This is a genomic window from Sphingobium sp. WTD-1 (genome assembly GCF_030128825.1).
In the GTDB taxonomy this organism is placed as follows: domain Bacteria; phylum Pseudomonadota; class Alphaproteobacteria; order Sphingomonadales; family Sphingomonadaceae; genus Sphingobium.
Genome location: NZ_CP119128.1, coordinates 349370 through 371600 on the forward strand (window position 1 = coordinate 349370; position 22231 = coordinate 371600).

General features: G+C 65.3%; 23 protein-coding genes and 1 pseudogene. 10 read left to right on the forward strand and 14 right to left on the reverse strand.

The features are described 5' to 3' along the window. Positions 1 to 12 precede the first annotated feature (12 nt). The 5 genes from cueR to copC form a co-directional block, all read right to left on the reverse strand. A complete protein-coding gene (gene cueR, locus N6H05_RS26850; protein WP_047100329.1) occupies positions 13 to 411 on the reverse strand; it encodes a Cu(I)-responsive transcriptional regulator in 399 nt (132 codons plus the stop codon). Then, the gene (locus tag N6H05_RS26855; RefSeq protein ID WP_284114366.1) at positions 408 to 2765 is read right to left on the reverse strand and encodes a heavy metal translocating P-type ATPase; all 2358 of its coding nucleotides are present in this window, start codon (positions 2763 to 2765) and stop codon (positions 408 to 410) included. The genes cueR and N6H05_RS26855 overlap by 4 nt, the downstream gene beginning before the upstream one ends. Before the next feature lie 107 nt (positions 2766 to 2872). Beyond that, positions 2873 to 3547: a class I SAM-dependent methyltransferase gene (locus tag N6H05_RS26860; protein WP_020820524.1), complete on the reverse strand. Its 675-nt coding sequence runs from the start codon at positions 3545 to 3547 to the stop codon at positions 2873 to 2875. Between the two features lie 36 nt (positions 3548 to 3583). After that, positions 3584 to 4528, reverse strand: coding sequence for a copper homeostasis membrane protein CopD (copD, locus tag N6H05_RS26865; protein WP_007406374.1), 945 nt, complete (start codon positions 4526 to 4528; stop codon positions 3584 to 3586). A gap of 4 nt (positions 4529 to 4532) precedes the next feature. Next, positions 4533 to 4910: a copper homeostasis periplasmic binding protein CopC gene (gene copC, locus N6H05_RS26870; protein WP_039335443.1), complete on the reverse strand. Its 378-nt coding sequence runs from the start codon at positions 4908 to 4910 to the stop codon at positions 4533 to 4535. A gap of 132 nt (positions 4911 to 5042) precedes the next feature. On the opposite strand from copC, the gene N6H05_RS26875 reads away from it, so the two are divergent. The 9 genes from N6H05_RS26875 to N6H05_RS26915 all read left to right on the forward strand — a co-directional run bounded on the left by N6H05_RS26875 (position 5043) and on the right by N6H05_RS26915 (position 12778). After that, entirely contained in the window at positions 5043 to 5315 is a 273-nt protein-coding gene (locus tag N6H05_RS26875) for a hypothetical protein (protein ID WP_007406394.1), read from the forward strand. Continuing rightward, positions 5315 to 5752 carry a periplasmic heavy metal sensor gene (locus N6H05_RS26880; protein ID WP_284114505.1) on the forward strand — a complete coding sequence of 146 codons (438 nt, stop codon included), beginning with the start codon at positions 5315 to 5317 and terminating at the stop codon, positions 5750 to 5752. The genes N6H05_RS26875 and N6H05_RS26880 overlap by 1 nt, the downstream gene beginning before the upstream one ends. Next, positions 5749 to 6315: an RNA polymerase sigma factor gene (locus tag N6H05_RS26885; protein ID WP_136958221.1), complete on the forward strand. Its 567-nt coding sequence runs from the start codon at positions 5749 to 5751 to the stop codon at positions 6313 to 6315. The genes N6H05_RS26880 and N6H05_RS26885 overlap by 4 nt, the downstream gene beginning before the upstream one ends. Before the next feature lie 66 nt (positions 6316 to 6381). Further along, on the forward strand, positions 6382 to 8334 hold the full coding sequence (locus N6H05_RS26890) for a copper resistance system multicopper oxidase (RefSeq protein ID WP_284114369.1): 1953 nt from the start codon (positions 6382 to 6384) through the stop codon (positions 8332 to 8334). After that, entirely contained in the window at positions 8331 to 9518 is a 1188-nt protein-coding gene (locus tag N6H05_RS26895) for a copper resistance protein B (RefSeq protein WP_015449252.1), read from the forward strand. The genes N6H05_RS26890 and N6H05_RS26895 overlap by 4 nt, the downstream gene beginning before the upstream one ends. Before the next feature lie 90 nt (positions 9519 to 9608). Then, positions 9609 to 10082 carry a DUF305 domain-containing protein gene (locus tag N6H05_RS26900; RefSeq protein ID WP_015449253.1) on the forward strand — a complete coding sequence of 158 codons (474 nt, stop codon included), beginning with the start codon at positions 9609 to 9611 and terminating at the stop codon, positions 10080 to 10082. 58 nt (positions 10083 to 10140) lie between these two features. Next, on the forward strand, positions 10141 to 11676 hold the full coding sequence (locus tag N6H05_RS26905) for a PAS domain-containing sensor histidine kinase (RefSeq protein WP_284114371.1): 1536 nt from the start codon (positions 10141 to 10143) through the stop codon (positions 11674 to 11676). Then, entirely contained in the window at positions 11666 to 12289 is a 624-nt protein-coding gene (locus N6H05_RS26910) for a response regulator transcription factor (protein WP_284114372.1), read from the forward strand. The genes N6H05_RS26905 and N6H05_RS26910 overlap by 11 nt, the downstream gene beginning before the upstream one ends. A gap of 81 nt (positions 12290 to 12370) precedes the next feature. Next, complete coding sequence (locus tag N6H05_RS26915; protein WP_016743851.1) at positions 12371 to 12778, forward strand: response regulator; 408 nt, start codon at positions 12371 to 12373, stop codon at positions 12776 to 12778. Between the two features lie 62 nt (positions 12779 to 12840). On the opposite strand, the pseudogene corA reads toward N6H05_RS26915, so the two are convergent. Both corA and N6H05_RS26925 read right to left on the reverse strand, forming a co-directional pair. Beyond that, positions 12841 to 13809: pseudogene (gene corA, locus N6H05_RS26920) on the reverse strand (magnesium/cobalt transporter CorA). A gap of 448 nt (positions 13810 to 14257) precedes the next feature. Further along, entirely contained in the window at positions 14258 to 15088 is an 831-nt protein-coding gene (locus N6H05_RS26925; protein WP_021245217.1) for an SDR family oxidoreductase, read from the reverse strand. 69 nt (positions 15089 to 15157) lie between these two features. Between N6H05_RS26925 and N6H05_RS26930 the strand changes: the two genes are divergently transcribed. Continuing rightward, positions 15158 to 15724, forward strand: a complete 567-nt coding sequence (locus N6H05_RS26930; protein ID WP_062787982.1) for a TetR/AcrR family transcriptional regulator — start codon at positions 15158 to 15160, stop codon at positions 15722 to 15724. 207 nt (positions 15725 to 15931) lie between these two features. Here the strand turns inward: N6H05_RS26930 and N6H05_RS26935 are convergent, their stop codons facing one another. The 7 genes from N6H05_RS26935 to N6H05_RS26965 all read right to left on the reverse strand — a co-directional run bounded on the left by N6H05_RS26935 (position 15932) and on the right by N6H05_RS26965 (position 22209). Beyond that, positions 15932 to 16504: a PepSY domain-containing protein gene (locus tag N6H05_RS26935; protein WP_284114374.1), complete on the reverse strand. Its 573-nt coding sequence runs from the start codon at positions 16502 to 16504 to the stop codon at positions 15932 to 15934. 347 nt (positions 16505 to 16851) lie between these two features. Further along, complete coding sequence (locus tag N6H05_RS26940; protein ID WP_004212690.1) at positions 16852 to 17133, reverse strand: type II toxin-antitoxin system YafQ family toxin; 282 nt, start codon at positions 17131 to 17133, stop codon at positions 16852 to 16854. Beyond that, on the reverse strand, positions 17120 to 17383 hold the full coding sequence (locus N6H05_RS26945) for a type II toxin-antitoxin system RelB/DinJ family antitoxin (protein WP_004212689.1): 264 nt from the start codon (positions 17381 to 17383) through the stop codon (positions 17120 to 17122). Before N6H05_RS26945 ends, N6H05_RS26940 begins: the two co-directional genes overlap by 14 nt. Before the next feature lie 384 nt (positions 17384 to 17767). After that, positions 17768 to 18205, reverse strand: a complete 438-nt coding sequence (locus N6H05_RS26950; protein WP_007683347.1) for a DUF411 domain-containing protein — start codon at positions 18203 to 18205, stop codon at positions 17768 to 17770. 79 nt (positions 18206 to 18284) lie between these two features. Then, the gene (locus N6H05_RS26955; RefSeq protein WP_007683345.1) at positions 18285 to 19526 is read right to left on the reverse strand and encodes an MFS transporter; all 1242 of its coding nucleotides are present in this window, start codon (positions 19524 to 19526) and stop codon (positions 18285 to 18287) included. Next, entirely contained in the window at positions 19520 to 20506 is a 987-nt protein-coding gene (locus tag N6H05_RS26960) for a copper resistance protein B (protein WP_284114376.1), read from the reverse strand. Before N6H05_RS26960 ends, N6H05_RS26955 begins: the two co-directional genes overlap by 7 nt. Beyond that, entirely contained in the window at positions 20503 to 22209 is a 1707-nt protein-coding gene (locus N6H05_RS26965) for a copper resistance system multicopper oxidase (RefSeq protein ID WP_062788780.1), read from the reverse strand. The genes N6H05_RS26960 and N6H05_RS26965 overlap by 4 nt, the downstream gene beginning before the upstream one ends. Positions 22210 to 22231: the final 22 nt, after the last annotated feature.

Consider the following 22231-nt stretch of genomic DNA (forward strand, 5'->3'; position numbering starts at 1 on the left):
CCATGCCGTATACTATGCGGATCGGGCCAACGCCAGTTCAGCAATGATCGGACAATCCGGCCGCTCGTCGCCGTGACACCGCTCGGCGAGATCGACCAGCGTGTCGCGCAGCGCCGTCAGTGCCGCGGCCTTGCGCTCAAATTCCTCGGCGCGGGCAAGGGCAAGCCGCTTCACCTCCGCGCTCGCGCGACCCATATCCGCCCAAAGGCCGAGCAAGGTGCGGATCTCCTCGATCGGGAAACCCAGATCTCGCGCATTGGCGATGAACCGAAGGCGATGGAGGTCACTCTCGCCATAGTCGCGATAGCCTGCACCCCGGCGCGGCGGCGCCGGGATGAGGCCAATCTTCTCATAATGGCGGATCATCCGCTCCGAGACCCCGCTTTGCTTCGACGCCTCCCCGATGTTCACAGCGCTTTCCGGTTGAGGCGCAGCGCGTTGGTGACCACGCTGACCGAGGAGAGCGCCATGGCGGCGGCCGCGATGATCGGCGAGAGGAGGATGCCGAACAGCGGATAGAGTGCGCCCGCCGCGACCGGCACGCCCGCGACATTGTAGATGAAAGCGAAGACGAGGTTCTGGCGGATGTTCGACATGGTCGCCTGGCTGAGCCGTCGCGCCCGGACGATGCCGGTAAGGTCGCCCTTGAGCAGGGTGACGCCTGCGCTCTCGATCGCGACGTCGGTGCCCGAGCCCATGGCGATGCCGACATCGGCGGCGGCTAGCGCGGGGGCGTCGTTGACACCATCGCCGGCCATGGCGACCACCCGTCCCTCGCGCTTGAACTTCGCGACCACGGCGCTCTTCTGATCGGGCAGCACCTCGGCTTCGACCTCGTCGATGCCCAGGCGCCGGGCGACCGCTTCCGCCGTGGTGCGGTTGTCGCCGGTCAGCATGACCACGCGAATGCCCTCCGCCTTGAGCGCGGCGAGCGCTTCGGGCGTCGTGGCCTTCACCGGATCGGCGATCGCGAAGGCGCCGCCGACCGTGCCGTCGACGCCGATGAAGATCGCGGTGGCGCCATCCCGGCGCAGTGCGTCGGCCTGGCTGGCGAGCGCCTCAGTCGCAACCCCTTCGTCGGCAAGGAACCGCGCATTGCCGAGGACGATGCGCCGCCCTTCGACCGTGCCGAGCGCGCCGCGCCCAGTCGGCGAGTCGAAGTCGATGACGTCGCTCGTGGCGATGCCGCGATCCTTCGCGGCCTCGACGATTGCCAACGCGAGCGGATGCTCGGAGGCCCGCTCGACCGAGGCGGCAAGCCGCAGCAGTTCGGCTTCGTCGAAGCCGGGCGCCGGCACGATCTGGGTGACGGCAGGCCGGCCTTCGGTGAGCGTGCCTGTCTTGTCGACGACGAGCGTGTCGACCTTTTCCATATGCTCGAGCGCTTCGGCGTTCTTGATAAGGACGCCGAGCCCGGCGCCGCGGCCGACGCCGACCATGATCGACATCGGCGTTGCGAGACCCAACGCGCAAGGACAAGCGATGATCAGCACGGCGACCGACGCCACCAGCCCGTAGGCGAAGCGCGGCTCTGGGCCCCAGATACCCCAGGCGATGAACGCGACCACCGCGACCGCGATGACCACCGGCACGAACCAGCCCGACACCTGATCGGCCATGCGCTGGATCGGCGCGCGCGAGCGCTGCGCCTCGGCGACCATCTGGACGATCCGCGCGAGCATGGTGTCGCGTCCGACCTTGTCGGCGACGATCACCAGCGCTCCGGTCTGGTTGAGCGTGCCGCCGATCACCGTGTCGGCCTTGGCCTTGGTGACGGGCATGGACTCACCGGTGACCATCGACTCGTCGAGCGAGGAGCGGCCGTCCTCGACCACGCCGTCGACCGGCACCTTCTCGCCGGGCCGCACGCGCAGGCGGTCGCCGACCGCGACCAGATCGAGGCTGATTTCCTCTTCGTTGCCATCGGAACCGATGCGGCGCGCGGTCTTGGGCGCGAGATTGAGCAGCGCCTTGATCGCGCCCGAGGTTCGCTCACGCGCGCGCAGTTCGAGCACCTGGCCGAGCAGCACGAGGACAGTGATCACCGCGGCCGCCTCGAAATAGACGGCAACCATGCCGTCCTCTCCGCGGAAGGCGGGCGGGAACAGCTGGGGCGCGAGCGTCGCGACGACGCTGTAGATCCAGGCGACCCCGGTCCCCATCGCGATCAGGGTGAACATGTTGAGGTTGCGGGTCTTGAGCGAGGTCCAGCCACGCTCGAAGAAGGGCCAGCCCGCCCAGAGCACGACGGGTGTCGCCAGCACGAACTGGATCCATACCGAGATCGACATCGGCACGAGGCGATGGATCGCGGGAAAGAGATGCGCGCCCATCTCGAGGATCAGCACCGGGAGGGCCAGCATCAGGCCGACCCGGAAGCGCCGTGTGAAATCGACCAGTTCGTGGCTGGGGCCGCTGTCGGCGGTTACTGTCGCGGGTTCGAGCGCCATGCCGCAGATCGGACAGGACCCGGGATGGTCCTGCCGGATCTCGGGATGCATAGGGCAGGTCCAGATCGTGCCTTCTGGCACCGCGACCGGCGGTGCCGGCGGGCCGAGATAGCGCTCGGGATCGGCGATGAATTTTGCCCGGCAGCCCGCGCTGCAGAAATGATAGCGTTCACCGCCATGATCGGCATGGTGCGCGGTGGTCGCCGGATCGACGGTCATGCCACAGACCGGGTCCTTGATGCCGGTCGCCGCTTTCGCGCCGCCGTGGCCGCCGCAGCAACCGCCGCCATGCGCCGCTCCATGTGTCTCGTTCATCGCCTTGCTCCTTTCGACGCCTGACGATCTAGGGTCTGACACCGTGTCAGGGTCAATACGTAATCGCCTAAGCGGCCAAATCGGCGTACCCGGTCGCTCGGCCGGGATCAGCCAAGGTCGTTCGCAACCGTAAGGCCCTGGGCCTGCGCCGGTCGATGCGCGGTAAGCAATTCGATCGCGCCGGTGATGGTCAAGAGCCGAAACGTCTCGGCCACATGCCTGAAGCCGGCCGCCGCGATCAGGCCGGGGAGCACGCCGTCGGCGTTGGGTCGGGTATCATCGATGCCATCGAGTCGCTGCACGGTCAGGCGAAAGGCGAGCCGCATGAGACCGTGCTGGCGGCCATAATCTGCGATCACCAGGCGGCCACCCGGGCGCAGCATGGCGAACATGGCGCGCAGGGTTGCCGCCTTCTCCCTGACCGGCATCTGATGCAGCACGAGACTCGATACGACAGCGTCGGCGGTGCCCGGGGCCACGTCCCTGGCAAATCCCTGACGCCAGTCAATATCGGCCTGCCGCGCAGCGGCCTTGTGCCGCGCGATGTCGAGCGCCTCGGCATCGGGATCGAGACCGATCACCTGCGTCCTGGGCTCGGCTTGCTTGAGCATCAGCGCGAAGCTGCCGGTGCCACAGCCGACGTCGACGACCGTCTCACCGGCTTTGGGCGCCAGGGCGGCGAGCATGGCGGCACGCCACCGCTTCTCCCGCGTCCACAGGCGGATCGCGCGATCATAGTCTTTCGTCGATCCGGTCCCGAGCGGCGGGGTGTAGGATTGCATTGGCTTCTCCCAACGCGAGGCGTCCGAAACGATAAGCTACATCGACATGGGCGGCGATAGTGTCCCCAGCCAGGCGACGAGCCCGAGAATGACGATCGCAAGACCGCCTTCGACGACGAGGCTCGCGCGCAGCAGCGCCTGCGCCCGTGGCGCGTCCTCTTCCTCGATCGCCTGCGCAAGTGCCGGGGTCAGGCGATAACGGTTGAGCGCGGCCAGGCCCAGCATGCCGGCGAACAGCAGCAGCTTGGCGATGAGCAGCAGGCCGTAGGTCGACTGCCCGAGCGAGGCGATGTTGCCCGGACCGACGAGGAACCAGCCGTTCACCGTCCCGGTCAGGATCAGCAGGGCGACGATGATCGTGCCGACGAGGGAGAAGCCCCGCAACGCTTCCTCGGCGAGCGTGACCCGGTCCATGTCTTGAGCGGCGAGATCGTCGGTTGCGAGCCTGGGAAGTACCAGCGCGAGGAATGCGGCAAGTGCGCCGACCCAGGCGCCGGCGGCGAGCAGATGGATGAGATCGGCGCCCAGTTGCAGCCAGCCCGCCTCGCCTTCGCCAGCCGCGCCATGCCCACTCCAGGCGAGGGTCGCGAGTGCGACCGCGCCTGCCAGAGTGGAGGCGATGAAGGCAGGACGGGATTGCCGGCGATAGAAGGGGATGGAGAGCAGAAGAACGAGGAGCGCGACGAGGCGCGCCTTCAGCGCCGTTCCCATGGACGTGCCGTTGAACAGCTCTGCGACCATGGAAAGATCAGGCTGGGTGAGCGGCAGCCCGGTCATGGCCGCTGCCTGCAACGCGAACCCCAGCGCCGACAGCAGGAGGGCGAGACAGGCGAGACCGGCCACCATTGCTACCATCGGCAGATGCCGCTGTACCATCCGGCCGCCGCCGGGCGCATAGAGCGCGAACAGCGGCAGGCCGAACAACAGGCCGAGATCGACGTAGAGCGCCCAGCGGACGGCGACGAGTGCCACGTCGTTCATGGCGTCACTTGACGGTAAAGGCGAGATTGCCCTGGATGCGGTGCGTGTCGGTCGAGACGACGTGCCAGGCGACCTGATAGCTGCCCGCCATGAGCGGCTTGGCGAGCGTCAGCACGAGCGTCTTGTCGCCTTCGACGGACGTCTTGAAGCCGGTTACCGCCATGCGATGGTTGGGCATGCCGGGCATACCGGTCATCACGATCTCGGCACCCGACAGCCTGGGCATCAGACCTTCGCTGAACGTAAGCGTAATGCGCGAGGGCGCCGAGACGCTGGCATTGGCGGCCGGAGCCGAGGATACAAGCTTGGGATGGGCATAGGCCGGAGCCGAAACACTCAGGCCTACGATGGCGATAGCTGCGAGAGGCGAAAAGAAACGCATTGGAACATTCTCCTGTGGATCCCATGAGACAATACGCAGCCGCGACCTGCACCCCTCGCAATTTTCTTTTTGTTCCCGGACAAGGGTTGCCGGACCATCCTGCGTATTGAGAAGTGAAGACGGAGAAACATCATGGACCACCTCGACGACATGCTCAGCCGGTTGCGGGAAGCGCCGCTCGATCCCCGGCTTGCCGGGCTGGACAGCCGCGTCATGGCCGAGATCGCCCGGCTCCAGGCCATGCCCCGCCTGAGCGCCACGACATTCGGTATCGCCGCGGCAGCAGCCTTGTTCCTGGGAATTGCCGGCTCGGCCGTGCCTGTGCGGTCGACCGAAGCCGGGCCGATATCGCCCTTTGACGCGCGGCTCGCGCTCGCTCCTTCGACGCTGCTGAGTTCACAATGATGCGCGACCGCCGGCTCCTGCTCCTCGTCCTGCTGACCTTTGCCGCGGCGATCGCCGGTGTGGTCATCGGCCGCGTCTATGTGGTTCCGGTGCGCCCGGTCGAAAATGAGTTGCACGACCTGCTCCATCGCGATCTGAAGCTGGACACCGCGCAACATAGCCGTCTCGAGACGATCGAGAAGAACTATGCGATCCGGCGTCAGGCACTGGAGGCCGAACTGCGCGCCGATAACGCGCGGCTCGCCGAGGCGATCGAGGCGGAGCATGGCTATGGTCCTCGGGTTGCAGGGGCGGTGGATCGCTCGCACCAGGCGATGGGCGCGCTGCAGAAGGAAACACTCGAGCATATCTTCGCGATGCGGGCCGTGCTGCGCCCGGATCAGACGGACAAGTTCGACGACGCCGTGGTGAAAGCGCTGACGGCCAAGCCCAAATGACCGCGTGCCTCCCCGACTGCTCGGACGGGGAGCTCGCGGCTCTGGCGCTTGGAGGCCGGCAAGCGGCCTATGGCGAGCTGGTCCGCCGGCATCAGGGCTGGGTGCACCGCCTCGTGCGCAGCCATATAGGTGACGGAGAGGAGGCGCTGGACGTCACGCAGGCAAGCTTCGTCGCCGCCTTCGCCGCACTCAACCGCTATGACGCTGCGCGACCCTTCCAGGTCTGGATGTCCCGGATCGTCATCAACAAATGCCATGACTGGCGGCGCCGGCGCGCGGTCCGGAACTTCTTCTCCATGGCCCTGCCGCTGGGCGAGGCGGATGACGTCGCCGATGAGGCGCCGCTACCCGACCAGGCAATCGGCGCCGAGCAGCAACTGGCAGAGGCGATGAAAGCGATCGCCGCCCTGCCCGCCTCTCTCAAAGACACGCTCATCCTGCGGACGATCGACGAGAAATCGGAAGCCGAAACCGCCGAGATTCTCGGCATCAGCCAGAAGGCAGTCGAGACCCGCCTCTACCGCGCCCGCGCACGCCTCGCGGAAATGTTGAAGAAAGTTTGAGGGGGATGAGGCCACGCTGCGTATTTCCAATAGGTCCGCCCTCTTTCTTAAAGCTGAGACAACCGAATGATTTCTGCTCTCGACCGCCGCCAGTTCCTCCGCGGCGCGGCCCTCGCCGGCGGCGGCGCAGCATTGTCAGCCTGGCTGCCGGCCTGGGCGCAGACGATCTCGCCGGGGATGCGACCGACGCTGCCGACCGTGTCGGGCGAAGACATCACGCTCACCATCGCCCGGCAGTCGATGACCATCGACGGGCGCAAGTTCCGGGCAATCGGCCTCAACGGCACGGTCCCCGCCCCGCTGATCCGGCTGCGCGAGGGCCAGCGCGTGCGGCTCAACGTCATCAATCAGCTGGAGGAGGACAGCTCGATCCACTGGCACGGGCTGATCCTGCCGGCCAATATGGACGGTGTGCCGGGCGTGTCTTTTCCGGGCATCAAGCCGGGCTCGAACTACCTCTACCAGTTCTCCGTCGTGCAAAGCGGCACCTACTGGTACCACAGCCATTCAGGCCTGCAGGAACAGGAAGGCCATTACGGCCCGATCATCATCGATCCCGCCGGTGCCGATCCGGTCGCCTATGACCGCGAGCATGTCATCGTGCTCGCCGATCACAGCGCGCTCTCGCCGCAGGCGATCTTCCGGCGCCTCAAGGTCAACCCCGGCCATTTCAATTTCCAGCGCCAGACCCTGGCCGGGCTCCTGTCGGGCAAGGATCAGCCGCTCAAGGACCGGCTCGACTGGGGCCAGATGCGGATGGACCCGGCCGACATCTCCGATGTGACCGGATCCACCTACACCTATCTCGTCAACGGCCATGGTCCGATGGACAACTGGACCGCGCTCTTCACCCCGGGCGAACGGGTGCGGCTGCGGGTCATCAATGCGTCGGCGATGACCACCTTCAACGTCCGCATCCCCGGCCTGCCGCTGACCATCGTCCAGGCCGACGGGCAGAATGTGGTGCCGGTCACCGTCGACGAGTTCCAGATTGGTGTTGCCGAGACCTACGACGTCGTTGTCAGCCCAGGCGATGACAAGGCCTACACCCTTGTCGGCGAGGCGATCGACCGCTCGGGCATGGCGCGTGCCACGCTCGCGCCGAGGGCCGGCATGGCCGGCGAGGTGCCTCCCTTACGCAAACGGCCGCTCGCCGACATGAAGGACATGGGCATGGACATGTCCTCGATGCCGGGCATGGAAGGCATGGACATGTCGGGCGGCGCTATGCGGGGCGTCGATCCGACGGCCGAGAAGAACGCGTCCGCGCGCCTCGCGACCGGCGCGGCGGCAGCGATGGCGACCATGGACAACAGCGCCATGGCGGGCATGGACCATTCGGGGATGGATCATTCCGCGATGAGCGGGATGGATCATGGATCGATGGCCGGCATGGACCACGGCGCGATGGGCGCCGATGGCCAGATGGCGGGCATGGATCATGGCGGGCACGCGATGGGTTCGATGAAGATGCGCGACTTCTCGAACGCGCCGCAGGTGAAGCGCGATCCGAGCGTCCAGACCATCTCGCCGATGCCCGTCGACCGCACCGGCGAGCCCGGCCAGGGCCTCACCGACGTCGGCCACAAGGTGCTCGTCTACAAGGATCTGATGGCGCTCGAGCGCAATCCAGACGTGCGCGCGCCGAGCCGCAGCATCGACATCCACCTCACCGGCAACATGGAGCGGTTCATGTGGTCGTTCGACGGCGAGAAAATGTCGGACCATCACGAGCCGATCCCGTTCATCGAAGGCGAGCGGGTGCGCGTCAATCTCATCAACGACACGATGATGGGGCATCCGATCCACATCCACGGCCATTTCTTCGAGCTGGTGACCGGGCATGGCGACCATGCGCCGCGCAAGCACACCGTCATCGTCCAGCCCGGCGGCAAGGTGAGCTGGGACTTCACCGCCGACGCGGTCGGGGACTGGGCCTTCCACTGCCATCTCCTCTACCACATGCATGCAGGGATGATGCGGGTCGTGAGCGTGCGTCCGAAGGGAGACGCGCAATGACCCGCATCCTCACGCCGCTGGTGAGCGCGATCGCCCTTCTCGCCGCCGCACCCGCCTTTGCCCAGGATCATTCGATGCACGACATGCCCGGCATGGCGCCGCCGGGCGGGGCGCGGCCGGCGCAGGAGAAAAAGAAGGACAAGGCCGCCGCGCCGCGCCCCAAGCCCACTGCCAGGCCGCGCGCTCAGAAGCCAGCGCCGGACACCATGCCGGCAATGGACCATTCGCAGCACCAGACCACTCCCGCGGCGCAAGCAAATGCGGCCGGTCAGCCGCAATCCACGTCTCCCGCAATGCCGGAGATGCCGGGCATGGACCACTCCCAGCATCAGGACGGCGCGATGCCCGACATGCCCGGGATGGACCATGCGCAGCATGGCCAGACAGCGACGCCGGGAACGCCCGCCATGCCCGGCATGCAAATGACCGGCACCGCACTTCCGGCCGGCAATGCGCCCCCGCCGCCGCCCCCAGGCGACCACTTCGCCGATCGGGATTTTCCCGGCGGCGAGATGGCGCGCTCGCGCGACATCATGATGAAGGACAGCGGCGGCAACAATTTCGGGCAGGTGCTGCTCAACCTGTTCGAGTATCAGGCGCATAGCGGCCGCGATGGCTATCGCTGGGATGGCGAAGGCTTTTACGGCGGCGACATCAACCGCCTCTGGCTCAAGAGCGAGGGCGAAGGCGAGTTCGGCCGCGGCATCGACAGCGCCGAGGTGCAGGTGCTCTACAGCCGGGCCATCGACCCCTATTTCAATCTTCAGGGCGGTATCCGCCAGGACTTCGGCCGCGGGCCCGACCGCACCTACGCGACGATCGGCGTCGAGGGCCTGGCTCCTGGCATGTTCGAGGTCGAAGGCGCGCTGTTCCTCTCGACCAAGGGCGATGTTCTGGGCCGGGTCGAGGGCTATTACGACCAGCGCATCACCCAGCGCCTGATCTTGCAGCCGCGCGCCGAGGTCAATTTCGCCGCGCAGGATATTCCGGAGAACGACATCGGTTCGGGGCTGGTCAACATAGAGCTCGGCGCGCGCCTGCGCTACGAATTCAGCCGCCAGTTCGCACCTTACATCGGCGTTTCCTATCTGCGCAAAGCCGGAGACACGGCGCGGCTGTCGAGGCTTGCGGGCGAGGACGTCCATGCCACCAGCTTCGTCGCCGGCGTTCGCTTCTGGTTTTAGCATCAGGACGGCTGATGGCGGGGGCGAACAAGAGAGCGGGGCGTTACACTCATACCCAGGTCGGCCGGCGCCGAGCGAAGGAGATACGCCATGGACCATTCGTCCCACATGAACACCCGGAAGATGGGTGCCTATTGGAGCCTTGCCGTTCAGACCGTCATCAGCGGCGTCATCATGTATCTGGTGATGTTCGTCATGATCGACGGGCTCGACAGCTTCTACAACAACCTCAACATGCTCTACATGACGCTGATGATGGTCGCACCGATGGTGGTGCTGATGATCCTCGCCATGCGACACATGTTCGTGTCGAAGGCCGCCAACATCGCGCTGATCGCCGCGTCGCTGGTCGCCTTCTTCGGCAGCTTTGCACTCATCCGCACCCAGACCACGATCGGCGACACGGCCTTTCTGCGCTCGATGATCCCGCATCATTCCGGGGCGATCCTGATGTGCCAGGAAGCAAAGCTCAGCGATCCGGAAGTCATCCGGCTTTGCGAAGCGATCAAGCGCTCGCAGCGGCAGGAAATCGACGAGATGAAGGCCATACTCGCGCGGCGCTGAGTGGCACGGTCGGGCTACGCCCGGATACGTGCGCCCGGCCAGGTATGTGAGCCGGCCGATGGTCGACACGAGGCGCGGGGCGGACGAGATTGCCAGGGAGGTGGTGCGGCTTGCGCCTTTGTTCCTGCGACAGGCTGGCGGCCATGTCCTGACGCTGCTCGATCCTGCCGGGATCGTGCTGAGCTATAATGAAGAAGGCGAGCGTGCCGAATGCTGGCCCCTCGATCGCGTCCTGGGACAGCCCCATGACCTGTTCTACCCGCCCGACGAGATTGCGGCCGGCCGCCCGTGCGCAGACCTGGCGGCCGCCCTTCACGAAGGCACGCTGGAGCGCGAAGCGTGGCGGGTCTGCGAGAACGGAGCGGAGTATCTCGCGCGCCTGACGATCAGCGCCCTGTTCGAAGGCGACGCACATCGAGGCTTTGCCTGCATCAGTCGCGATGTCACCGACGAGGCGGCGGTCCGGGCGTCAATCGAGACCCGCGAGCAGCATCTCCAGTCGATCCTGGCGACCGTCCCCGATGCGATGATCATCATCGACGAGACCGGCGACATCACGTCGTTCAGCGCGGCCGCCCAACGCCTGTTCGGCTATTCGGAAACCGAGCTCGTCGGCCGCAACGTCTCCTGCCTGATGCCCCAGCCCGATCGCGACCGGCATGACGAATATATCGCGCATTATCTCCAGACCGGCGAGCGCCGGATCATCGGCCTCGGCCGCGTCGTGGTCGGCCAGCGCCGCGACGGCTCGACCTTCCCGATGCAGCTGTCGGTTGGCGAGGCCGGTGAAGACGGGCAGCGGTTGTTCACCGGCTTCATCCGGGATCTCACCGCCAAGGAGCTGGATGAGCTCAGGCTCAAGGAACTGCAGGCAGAGCTGGTCCATGTCTCCCGGCTGAGCGCGATGGGCACGATGGCCTCGACCCTCGCGCATGAGCTCAACCAGCCGCTTGCCGCGGTCGCGCTCTATCTCGAGACGATCCGCGACATGCTCGACGAGCGGGACGACGAACCCTTCGTGTCGCTACGGTCGGTGATGGATGATGCGGCACAGGAAACGCTGCGGGCCGGCCATATCGTCCGGCGCCTGCGCCATTTCGTCGCCCGCGGCGAGGTCGACAAGAGCCTCCACGATCTGCCGCAGGTTGTCGCCGAGGCGAGCGAGCTCGCGCTGGTCGGTGCACGCGAGCGCGGCATCCGCAGCTTCTTCGCGGTCGATCCCGCCGCGACGCCGGTTCTCGTCGACAGGGTGCAGATCCAGCAGGTGCTGGTCAACCTGATGCGCAACGCCATCGAGGCGATGGCGGCGTGTCCTGTTCGCGACCTCAAGGTAGCGACCAGGTTGCGCCCTGACGGGCTGATCGAGGTGACCGTGGAGGATACCGGCCCCGGCATCGCCGACGAGGTCCGGGAGCAGCTCTTCACGGCGTTCAAGTCGACAAAGGCCGACGGCATGGGCCTCGGCCTTTCGATCTGCCGGACCATCATCGAAGCGCATGGGGGCCGTATCTGGATGGAGCGCCCCGACCGCGGCGGCGCGCGCTTTCATTTTACCTTGATCCATGCGCGGGCGGAGGAGGAACATGGGGGATAGACGCGTCATCCATCTGGTCGACGACGAGAAGAGCATCCGCAAGGCGGCGAGCTTTGCGCTCAAGACCGCGGGCTACGACGTCGTGACCTATGCCTCGGGCGTGGAGTTTCTCAAGGAGGCGAAGTCGGCGGCCGTCGGCTGCGTCATCCTCGACGTGCGCATGCCCGAGATGGACGGTCTCGAGATTCAGGCCGCCATGGCAGCACGCGGGGTCAATATGCCGGTCATCGTCCTGACCGGCCATGGCGACGTGTCGGTTGCGGTGCAGGCCATGAAAGGCGGCGCGGTCGACTTTCTCGAGAAGCCCTTCGAGAAAGCCGCCCTGCTCGGCGCCGTCAGCCGCGCGTTCGCGCGTCTCGACGATGTCGACCTTCGCACTCTGGAAACCTCTGAAGCCGGCGTGCGGGTCGCTGCACTGACGCCCCGGGAGCGTGAAGTGCTGGAAGGGCTGGCGAACGGCCTGCCCAATAAGACGATCGCCTATGACCTGGGCTGTTCATCGCGAACGGTCGAGGTCCATCGCGCGAGCCTGATGGCCAAGCTCGAGGTCCGCAATTTGTCCGAAGCCCTGCGGATCGCCTTTGCCGCGGGCATGGGCCGCAAGCCGAAGTGACTGCGACCTCTACGTAGCGACGGGACGAGGCGCGATATGCGATCGATGGTGCAATCGTCACACGGGTGTCCGCTTCTCGCAATGCCATCGGTCCGTTCCACTCAGCATGATGGCAGATACACCATCCTCGTCTCCGACGACGATCCCGGCGTGCGGCGTGGCCTCCAGCTGCTGCTGAGATCGCGCGGCTATGCCGTGTGGGGATATACGACCGGCCACGCGCTGTTGGCCGACCCCCGCGCGAAGGAGGCAGACTGCGTCATCCTCGACTATCGCATGCCCGACATCGACGGATTCGCGATGCTGCGTCACCTTCGCGAGATCGGATGGTCGGGACGCGCGATCATGATCTCAGGCTTTCATGACACGCTGCTGGCCTCGCGGGCCGCTGAGGCGGGCTTCGATCATGTTCTCGCAAAGCCGCTGATCGGCAGGGCTTTGCTCGAAGCGTTGGACCGGCACCGCATCGAGACGCTTCGAAAGCATTGAATTGTGGCGGCCGGCCCCCGGCAGCCTCAGCCCGGCGCGATGTGGAAAGCCGATCTGCGCCGTCAAAGCCAGTGGCTACGTTTGAACCGGATGTAGAGCCCAATGCAGACCGCAGCGATGACGCCGAGGATGACGAAATATCCCCATTGCGTCTTCAGTTCGGGCATATTCTCGAAATTCATGCCGTAGATTCCGGCAATCGCGGTAGGCACCGCGAGGATCGCTGCCCGGGCGGCAAGCTAACGGGTGATCGCACCTTGGCGCTGCTGTTCGAGCAGGTGACTCGCCTCGAACACCGAGATCAGGATGTCGCGGATGCCGGTGATGGCGCTCTCAACCCTGAGCATGTGATCGAGCAAATCACGGAAATAGGGTTTGGAGGCCTCATCAAGCCGCGGAAGCTGCAGGTTCACCAGCTTGCGACCGACCTCGAGCATGGGTCCGAGCACGCGTTGGAAGCGGACGAGCTCACGCCGCAGCGTGAAAATCCGGGTCACCTCCTCGCGGGTGAGAAAGGCTGCAAGCATGCGCTGCTCCATCTTGAGGACGTCCTCCTCGATCGCCTCGACGATCGGGAAATAGCCATCGACGATGAAGTCCAGAATGGCATGGAGCACATAGTCCGGGCCCTCGCGCAGCAGCTCGGGCGTGATTTCGAGATGCGCGCGAAGCTCGCTGTGCGAACGTGCCGAACCCTGCCGAACGGTGATCAGGAAACTCTTGCCCAGGAAAATCGCGGTGGAGCCGTAGGCGATATGATCGCCTTCAAGATGTGCCGTCCTGGCGACGATGAACAACTGGTCACCGTAGACGTCGAGCTTGGAAATCTGGTGGCCGTTGCCGGCATCTTCCACGGCAAGCGGGTGAAGGCCGTAATTTCCGGCGATGTCGGCAAGTTCTGTCTCGGTGGGCTGGGAGAGGCCGATCCACACAAAGTCATCCTTGGCGATATGCTCGCACGCCGGATCGATCAGGGTCACCGGCCGTAGCCGTTTGCCCTCGTGATAAAGAAAGGCGGCGACGACGCTCATGGCACTTTCCGGTGCCGCCACTGCGGCGGCGACCGGAAGCCGTGTGCCTGGCCCATTGAGACGCGCGCACGAGCAGACGCGCCTCATTCTTCAAGCCCAGTCGCAGGAAGAAGAAAGCGGCGCGCAGCAATTCGAGCGAGAGCTTGTAGAAAAAGCGGCGGAGCGTTGGGTTTCGCAGAAGGCCGCTCCCGTTCATGACGCGCGTGGCTGGGCGGCGCGCTGCCACATCAAGGGCACGCAGACTGCGAAGGTCCGCGCACCCTTGATTGGCGACCGCGAAGGTTTTCCTCTCTTGCGATGGTACCAAGCGATTGCCCGTTTGGCGCTTCGGCAATCGTGTCGGATGGCTATACCTAAGTATCGGATAGCGGCGCTGACGACAGGGGTTGCCGGGCCCCGGTGAGGCGCATCGCACCGCGCGGAGACGAAAGCTGGAAGACGGGAAAGCTCAACTGTCGAAAGCGACCGAGCGCGCGAGCGCTTCCTGGGACTGCAGAAAGGCGAGCCGCGATTGCAGCGCCGCCTGGACAACGCCGAAAGCGTCACCCCCCAGAGTCACGCGCAGCGGCGGATGGTCGCTGGTTGCGACATCGACGATCGCTTGCGCGATCTTTTGCGGGTCGAGCGTGTAGAGCTCGTTTCCGGCGGTCTCGAACATCTTGCGGATATCGCCGGCGGGCGTATCGCGATAGGCGGCGATCTCGCTGGCGAATTGCAGGTTGTGGCTGAAGCTGGTGCGCGCGCCACCCGGCTCGATCAGCGTCACGAACAGGTTGAAGGGTTCAAGCTCCTGGCGGAGGCATTCGCTGAAGCCCTCCAGGCCCCATTTGGCCGCATGATAGAGACTGCTCGTCGGAAGCGAGCCCTGACCGCTGGCGCTGGAGATCTGGATGATCCGGCCGCTCCCGCGCAGGCGCATCGCGGGGACAAAGGCGCGGGTGATGTGGATGGGCGCCATGAGATTGAGCGCGATCTGGCCTTCGACCTCGGCGTCCGACATCTCTTCGGTGGCGCCGATCACGCCGCCGCCGGCGTTGTTGACCAGAATATCGACGGGTCGACGCGCCTGCGCCCGGGCCACGACCGCAGCAATATCGTCCTTGACCGTGACGTCGAGCGCTTCGACGCGCAGCTGGCTCGGATATTTCGCCGCAAGGTCGTCGAGGCTTTCGGGCCTGCGAGCCGTCGCGGTAAGGTCGTCGCCCGCGGCCAGGATCAGTTCGGCCAGATGGCGGCCAATGCCGCTGGACGCGCCCGTGAGAAACCAGTGATTGGACATATGCTGCTCCATATATTACCAACTGGTAGGTAACTTCATGTGTGGAATGCGTCAATGCCGGGAGGTGTGATGAAGGAACGAACCAGGCGGAATGCCGCACAGAGCCGCGAGAGGCTCCTGGCTGCAGCGACCGAGGAGTTCGCGTCCCATGGGCTGGCGGGCGCGCGGATCGATCGCATTGCGCAGGCGGCGGGTATCAGCAAGCCGATGCTCTACACCTATTTCGGGGACAAGGAGGCGCTCTTCGATGCCGCGCTGACGCAGGAAGTGATGGACGCGGCGCAGGCCGATCGCTTCGATCCCGATGATCTTGAGGGTTATGCGGGGCGCACCTATGACTTGCTGGTCGAGCGCCCGCGCTTGTGGAGGCTGCTGACCTGGCATCATTTGGAGCGTGGCCAGGATGTTCTGATGCTCCCGGCCGGCGAGGTCCTTCTCGGGGAGAAGCTGGACGGGATCGCAGCGGCGCAGGCCGAGGGGCGGATCGTCGCCGACTTCACGCCCATGGACGTCGTCCGGCTTGTCGCCGCCCTCACCCAGCTCTGGTGCATGACCGGAGCCGCACGCGACGCTACCGAGCATGCGGCGCGCAGGGCGACGATCATGCGGGCGGTGGGGCGACTGCTGCGCGTGTGATCGTGCGAGGCGCGCGTTGCCCGCCCGCGCGCCGATCAGGACACAGCAAGCTCCATCGCACCCCGCGACATTACCCGACCGCGAAGATACGGCGGCTCATCTGCTCGCGCTGCCCGTGGGCACGGCGGGCCGAGCGACGATCAGAATTGCGCGGCCACAGCCGAACCGGAGTGGATCGGCAAGTGAGCCCGTCGCAGCGCGATGACCTCAGGTCGCAGGCCTTGATGCGCGACGTTTCGTCAGCAGTCGTTTGAGATCCTTCGCAAGGCGATAAAACAGAATGACGATCCCGGTGACCACGATGAGCAACGTCGCCGATGCAGCGACAACGATCAGTGGATGGTTGTAACTGCGCGAGGCGCCAAGGTTCATGATATGGATTTTGTAAAAGAAATCATAGAAGTCCCACAGGTCCGAACGGCGACTGAGCACCTCTCCGGTGAACGGATCCAGATAGAGGCGACTATGCTCCTTGTCGGCGAAGCTGGCGCGCCACAGCGGCCCGCCGACCTGCGCTTCCTCGGGCGCCGTTTCCTGATAGTCGACCGCCTGCAGCCCGCCGGATCCTTTGTAGGACATCAGAGCATAGCGCCGAGCGTCTGCCAGACTGATCTCATCGACATTTTCGCCAGTGTAGGCGTTCCACCAGCTTTCGCTTCCGCCCCGCGCCTTGAGGACCCATATCGGACCGCGCGGCGTATTTTTGAGCGTGGCCTCGTTGAGGTTCCTTCTCACGATCTGGCTTTTGAGCCATGCGAGCATGGAATCTTTTGCCATCATGGGCGTCGTCGTCGCTCTCGGCAGCATCGTCTACCGGGCCAGCATCCGCCGGTCATCAACGTAGGGGTCACGACGGTGGAGCGAGCGGTCGGCTCTTCAAGCCCAACGCGATCGGCTCATTTCTCGCTCACCAGTCGTGAACTAACGGCAAATTTGTCAGAATTTGAGGGTGAAAGTGATTTATGGCCCTCATTTTTGTTTCAAGCAGCGCCTGCCGAATGCATCTCTGCGATTGATGTCTTCTGCAAAAGCTTGTTGGCATCGGATGCTCGCTGATCACACCTAACCCGTAATCGTGCCTCTGGCTGACATACCCGACAAACGTATAAGCTCGCCATGCGCGCGCGTCACCAACCCAATTCCGCGTGCGATCCCAAGCGCACAAGCTGCAAGGTGTCGTCATCGGGCTTGCGGTAAATCAGCACGAGGTCGGGCTTTATGTGGCAATCGCGATGGTCGCGCCAGTCGCCGGTCAGCGCATGGTCGCGGTGGCGCGGTTCAAGCGGCTCGTCGGATGCCAGCGCCTCGATGATCGGGATCAGGTCAGCGTCCAGCGTCTTGGCGTGCTGCCCCTTCTTCTCCCGCTTGTAGTCGCGCTTGAACCGCCCGAAGCGTTCAATCGTCCGCATTGAGGTCGGCCATCAGGTCGACCACCGTGGCGAACCGCTTGCCCTTTCCCTCGCGCGCTTCCTTCATGGCCTCGATCGTCTCGGCATTGGGCACCAGCGGTTCAAACGGCAAGGCCTTGTCGCGGGCAACGCGGGTCAGCATCAGGCGCACGGCATCGGAGACGGTCAGCCCCATAGCAGCCAGCACGGTCGCGGCTTCCTCCTTCACCGCTCCGTCGATCCGGGTCTGCACAAGAGCGTTTGCGGCCATGTCGATTTCCTTTCTGCATGACGATGTAATGCAAGCGAACGCAAAGTGCAATCAGGCAAAGCCCCGGCTATCGACATGGCGACCGGGCTTCGCGTTTTTCACCTTCAATGCTGTGAGTGCCATCGGTTCGGGGCCCTGATCGGGAATGTTGGGGCCGTTCTCACACTTTCGGTGGGCAAACGGTCCCACAATCGTTCCCACATTTTGGGGCAAATTCAGGCAAATCAGGGAGACGACCGCGAACAACTTACAAGACAAATCGTTGCTTTTTCAGTGTAGGTAGGGGTAGGGACGCCATCAGCTCGCTTGACACAAGGTTCTACACTCGACAGCGGGGTCCTCTACCACCGGGCAATTCTGCAGGATGCTGCAAACCGCGCGATATCAATGGCGGGCGAAAATTCGCTGACCGGCGCTGCCGAAGGCCACCACCGTATAGGGTTGGCGGGCAGCGCCTGCCACTTCCATGCCCTCCGAACCGATCGGCATCCCCGCAACCGCAATGCCTTTGACGCCCGCAGGACGGGTCGCCAGCAAGCGCTTGACGTCGGATATCGGGACATGGCCCTCGATCATATAGCCATCGACGATCGCGCTGTGGCAAGATGCCAGCGTCCGGGGCATGCCGGCCTTGCGCTGAAGCTCGCTGCGCGACGCATCGTCACGCATGACGACCTTGCGTCCCAGCTTCGCGCGCACGGCCTGCGCCCACTTCTCGCAACATCCACATCCCGGATCCCGGTGGACGACGATATCACTGGCCGCAAGCGCTACGCCGGGCATGGCGAGGAACAGCAAGGCGACGAATAGGCGGGTCTTCATGAAATGACTCCCGGAAGAACGATAAGCATGGGGCAGAGGCCCCTTCTTTTCTATACGCATCAATGCGCCCCTCCCCTCATCACGCAGATGATTTTACGATGGCGGGCGGCCTCCAGGCTAGCGGCAGGGACACAAGCAGCGCTAGCGATAGACCACCAATCCCCCACAGAACGAGCGGCTGCGCCCCGGGAGCGACGATGGCTATCGCCAGCGGCGCGAGCGCCTGCCCGATGCTGGCGGCGGAATGCTGGAAACCGAGCTTCACGCCTGAAGGGGCCCCGCCGCCGCTGATCCAGAAGCTGGTGACCAATCGAAGGGTTGCCGAGCTCCAGCCGGCAGCAACGATGATCCCACTGAGCTCGGCCATACTCGCGGCGACAGGAAACATGAAAAGTGCCACAGCCAGCAGGCCCAGCGTCAATCCGGCAAGCCGCCTCGGCACAGTGACCAGCCAATCCAGCTTTGCATGGAAGATCTGTGCCGCCAGCATGCCCAATCCGCAGAGACTGAGCATCCAGGCGATCTCTTCGCGGCTCAGCGAAATGGCGCTCCGCGTCACCAGGAGATTGACATGCATCGCCGCCAGTCCGCCGCCCGCGACGATCGTGATAAAAAGCAGGATCAACGTCGCGCCGAGCGTAGGCGCGGGCAGGTCTCCGCCATCGATGCAAGGTGCACACCAGCGCGGCAGACGCACGGCGCAAAGCGCCGCCCCGACGGCACCGATGCCGAGAGCGAGGATCATGAGGGGAGCGCGGGGCAGGATCGCGGCCGAGACCTCCGCCACCAGCGGACCGGCGAGATCGCCCAGAAACACGAAGGCGGTCAGCCAGGTGAAGCGGCGCGCCTGGTCCGCGCGCCCGCTTGCGGCAAAGCTCGCGCAGAGCAAGCCCAACGGTATGATGGCGGCCGACGCCATCCCCGCCACCAGACGCAATGCATAAAGCTCAGGCAACCCGACGAGGCCGATCGGCGCGGTCACCAGCGCGAGGATGACCAGCGCTGCGCGCAACATCGCCCGATAGTCGACCCGGTCCGCGATCCAGCCCCAGAGCGGCGCCGCCAGCAAGGCTGCCAGGGGATGGACCGCGGTCAGGCTCGCGACGTGAAAATCATGAGCGCTTGACGATAGCGCGCCACGAGCCGGGTCGACCAGTGCCGGAAGGAAGGCGAGAATGGCCGTCTGTCCCGCCGACGCCGCAGCCGCCGCGAGCAACAAGACGAAAAAGGAGGCCGGCCAGCGACCGTTGGCTTGCGATCCAGCCTTGTCACGCGGCGCGTTCGCGGTCGATCCCTCGAGTGGCCATCCGCGGATCACCACCAGGCGCGCAAGCCGATCACCAGCCTGTGTTCGGAAGGCCCTTCCCTGCGCAGGCGACGGAAATCGGCCGTGCCGTCAAATGCGCGCTCCCAGACGAAGCCGATATAGGGCGCGAACTTGCGCGACACCTCGTAGCGCAACCGTCCGCTCAGCTCGACATTGCTGAAGCCGCTGCCGAGCTGCCGATCGCTCGACCGCTTCGAATAGATATTGGTTTCCACCTGCGGCGTAAGGATCAACCGATTGGTGAACAGGACCTCATAGGAGGCCTTGGCGCGCGCCGCGAGACGCCCATCGGTTCCTACATAGCCGGTGAGCTGGACGTCGAACCAATAGGGCGCCAGTCCCTCGACGCCGGCGGCGAGCCAGGTGGTCGCACCCTTGCCGAGATCCTGCCTGACCCCGAGCAGCGTGCCCCAGAACGGGTTCTTGCTGTGCCACCACAGCGCCTCGACGCTGCTCTCCGGATCGAGACGTTGGTCGCGGGAGTTCTTGAGGCCCTGGCTGCGCAGCCAGAGCTTGTCATTGTCCTGACCCTTGGTGACGAGCACGGTCCAACCCACGCCCTGACCCTCGTTGCCGCTGGCGAATTCGAGCTCATCGACAAGTATCTTGGGGATCGAGAGCTTGTCGGCCATCTCATAGCCCGGCAGCGTCGAGTTGCGATAGCCGTCGGCATAATCGTCCGAGTTGCGCGCGTCCGGCGGGGCCTTGCCACCCTGCATCGAGCCCATGTCCATCGTGGCGCCGTTACCGGACGCCTTCGTGTCGGTCATATCCATGCCCGGCATGTCCATGCCCGCATGGTCCTGAGAGCCTTGCGCGGAAGGGGTGTGCTGAGCGGGAGTGGCCGTTTGGGCAGGGGTGGCGGCGGGCGACGGGGGCGAGGCCTCCTGCGCGAGGGCGGGAGCCGTGATCGCCGGCGCCAGGAAGAGGGCAGCGCCAAGAGCGATGCCGCGCGAGGGGAAAATCCGGATCATGCGACCACCACCTCCCGGAACATGCCGGCCGCCATGTGATAGAGCAGATGGCAGTGGAAGGCCCATCGGCCCATGGCGTCGGCGGTGACGCGGAAGCTCACCCGCTGGGCGGGCTGGACCACGACCGTATGCTTGCGGACCTGGAAGGCGCCGTCCGGGCCTTCGACATCGCTCCACATGCCGTGCAGATGCATCGGATGCGCCATCATCGTGTCGTTGACGAAGGTGACGCGCAGCCGCTCGTTTGGCTTGAAATGAAGCGGCCTGGAATCGTTGAGCTTGATGCCGTCGAGCGACCAGATGAACCGTTCCATATTGCCCGTCAGATGCAGCTCGATGTCGCGCTCGGGCTCGCGCGGGTCGGGATCGCCGCCCGGCGTGCGCAGATCGGCCAGCGTCAGCACGCGCCAGCCGCGCCCGCGCAGCCCGGCGCCGGGATCGTCGAGATTGGTGCGCGGATAGTCGACGCGCATGTCGGTATTGGCGCCATATTCGGTGCGGGCGTGCCGTGCCGTGGCCGGCATCTCGGTCATGCCGTGCCCGGCATGCGCGTCGCCTCCCATTGCGCCCATCGTCGCCATCGCGCCCATCATGTCGACCGGCTCGAGCCAGGTCCGGGCATCGAGCGGCGGCACGGCTGCCGCCATGCCCGGGGCCGGTGCGATCGTGCCACGCGCATAGCCGCTCCGATCGATCGCCTGCGCGAAGATGGTGCGGGCGCCGCCCTCGGGCATGGTGAACTCGACGTCGTAGGTCTCGCCCGGGCCGATCCGGAATTCCTCGACCGTGACCGGCTCGACCGGCTGCCCGTCGGTCGATACGACCGTCAGCTCGACCCCGGGGATCCGCACGTCGAAGAACGTCGCCGTCCCCGCGCCGACGAAGCGCAGGCGCACGCGCTCGCCGGGCGCGGCGATACCGGTCCAGTTGCCGGCGGGCGGCGCGCCGTTCATCAGATAGGTGTAGGTCGCGGCAGAGACATCGCTGTAGTCGGTCGGGTTCATCCGTGAGCTGTTCCACATCCGCCGCCGCTCGAGCGCCTTGCCCAAGCCCATGGTGCCGACATCCTTGAGGAAATCGCCGGCGGTCGGCTGCGCAAAATTATAGTAGCTGCTCTGCTTCTTGAGATTGAGGAAGATCTGCAACGGCGGCTCGTCCGACCAGTCGCTGAGCACGATGCAATAGTCGCGATCGGGCGCCCGCGCCGTCGGCACCTGTTTTGGCTCCACGATGATCGCTCCATAGAGTCCCGTCTGCTCGGCGAGCGTGTGAGCGTGATACCAGTAGGTTCCGCTCTGGCGGACCTCGAAGCGATAGGTGAAGGTCTCGCCCGGCGCGATGCCGGCAAAGCTGATGCCGGGCACGCCGTCCATCTCCGCCGGCACGATGATGCCGTGCCAATGGATGCTCGACATCTCCTTGAGGCCGTTGCGTACGCGCAGCGTGACCGTGTCGCCTTCGCGCAGGCGCAGGACCGGCGCGGGCACGCTGCCGTTCACGGCGGTCGCGATACGGCGTTTGCCGGTGAAGTTGACCGGCAGCTCGGCGATCTCGAGGTCGAACTCGGTCCCGCTCAGCTCAGCGGGCAAGGTTGGTGCGGATCGCGCGAGAAGCGCCGGGGCGAAACCGGCGACCGCGCCGCCGATCGCCAGCCCCTGGACGAAACGGCGCCGCGCGATCGGCCGGATATGTAAGGGAGACATGAACTGTACTTTCGCGAAGTCG

Excerpts from the sequence above, each read along its gene's own strand:
- N6H05_RS26915 (WP_016743851.1), top strand. The coding sequence starts at position 12,371 with ATGCCATCGGTCCGTTCCACTCAGCATGATGGCAGATACACCATCCTC.
- N6H05_RS26875 (WP_007406394.1), top strand. The coding sequence starts at position 5,043 with ATGGACCACCTCGACGACATGCTCAGCCGGTTGCGGGAAGCGCCGCTC.
- N6H05_RS26895 (WP_015449252.1), top strand. The coding sequence starts at position 8,331 with ATGACCCGCATCCTCACGCCGCTGGTGAGCGCGATCGCCCTTCTCGCC.
- N6H05_RS26900 (WP_015449253.1), top strand. The coding sequence starts at position 9,609 with ATGGACCATTCGTCCCACATGAACACCCGGAAGATGGGTGCCTATTGG.
- N6H05_RS26885 (WP_136958221.1), top strand. The coding sequence starts at position 5,749 with ATGACCGCGTGCCTCCCCGACTGCTCGGACGGGGAGCTCGCGGCTCTG.
- N6H05_RS26930 (WP_062787982.1), top strand. The coding sequence starts at position 15,158 with ATGAAGGAACGAACCAGGCGGAATGCCGCACAGAGCCGCGAGAGGCTC.
- copC (WP_039335443.1), bottom strand. The coding sequence starts at position 4,910 with ATGCGTTTCTTTTCGCCTCTCGCAGCTATCGCCATCGTAGGCCTGAGT.
- N6H05_RS26880 (WP_284114505.1), top strand. The coding sequence starts at position 5,315 with ATGCGCGACCGCCGGCTCCTGCTCCTCGTCCTGCTGACCTTTGCCGCG.
- N6H05_RS26935 (WP_284114374.1), bottom strand. The coding sequence starts at position 16,504 with ATGATGGCAAAAGATTCCATGCTCGCATGGCTCAAAAGCCAGATCGTG.
- copD (WP_007406374.1), bottom strand. The coding sequence starts at position 4,528 with ATGAACGACGTGGCACTCGTCGCCGTCCGCTGGGCGCTCTACGTCGAT.
- N6H05_RS26860 (WP_020820524.1), bottom strand. The coding sequence starts at position 3,547 with ATGCAATCCTACACCCCGCCGCTCGGGACCGGATCGACGAAAGACTAT.
- N6H05_RS26905 (WP_284114371.1), top strand. The coding sequence starts at position 10,141 with ATGGTCGACACGAGGCGCGGGGCGGACGAGATTGCCAGGGAGGTGGTG.
- N6H05_RS26890 (WP_284114369.1), top strand. The coding sequence starts at position 6,382 with ATGATTTCTGCTCTCGACCGCCGCCAGTTCCTCCGCGGCGCGGCCCTC.
- N6H05_RS26960 (WP_284114376.1), bottom strand. The coding sequence starts at position 20,506 with ATGATCCGGATTTTCCCCTCGCGCGGCATCGCTCTTGGCGCTGCCCTC.
- N6H05_RS26945 (WP_004212689.1), bottom strand. The coding sequence starts at position 17,383 with ATGGCCGCAAACGCTCTTGTGCAGACCCGGATCGACGGAGCGGTGAAG.
- N6H05_RS26925 (WP_021245217.1), bottom strand. The coding sequence starts at position 15,088 with ATGTCCAATCACTGGTTTCTCACGGGCGCGTCCAGCGGCATTGGCCGC.
- N6H05_RS26940 (WP_004212690.1), bottom strand. The coding sequence starts at position 17,133 with ATGCGGACGATTGAACGCTTCGGGCGGTTCAAGCGCGACTACAAGCGG.
- N6H05_RS26965 (WP_062788780.1), bottom strand. The coding sequence starts at position 22,209 with ATGTCTCCCTTACATATCCGGCCGATCGCGCGGCGCCGTTTCGTCCAG.
- N6H05_RS26910 (WP_284114372.1), top strand. The coding sequence starts at position 11,666 with ATGGGGGATAGACGCGTCATCCATCTGGTCGACGACGAGAAGAGCATC.
- N6H05_RS26950 (WP_007683347.1), bottom strand. The coding sequence starts at position 18,205 with ATGAAGACCCGCCTATTCGTCGCCTTGCTGTTCCTCGCCATGCCCGGC.
- N6H05_RS26855 (WP_284114366.1), bottom strand. The coding sequence starts at position 2,765 with ATGAACGAGACACATGGAGCGGCGCATGGCGGCGGTTGCTGCGGCGGC.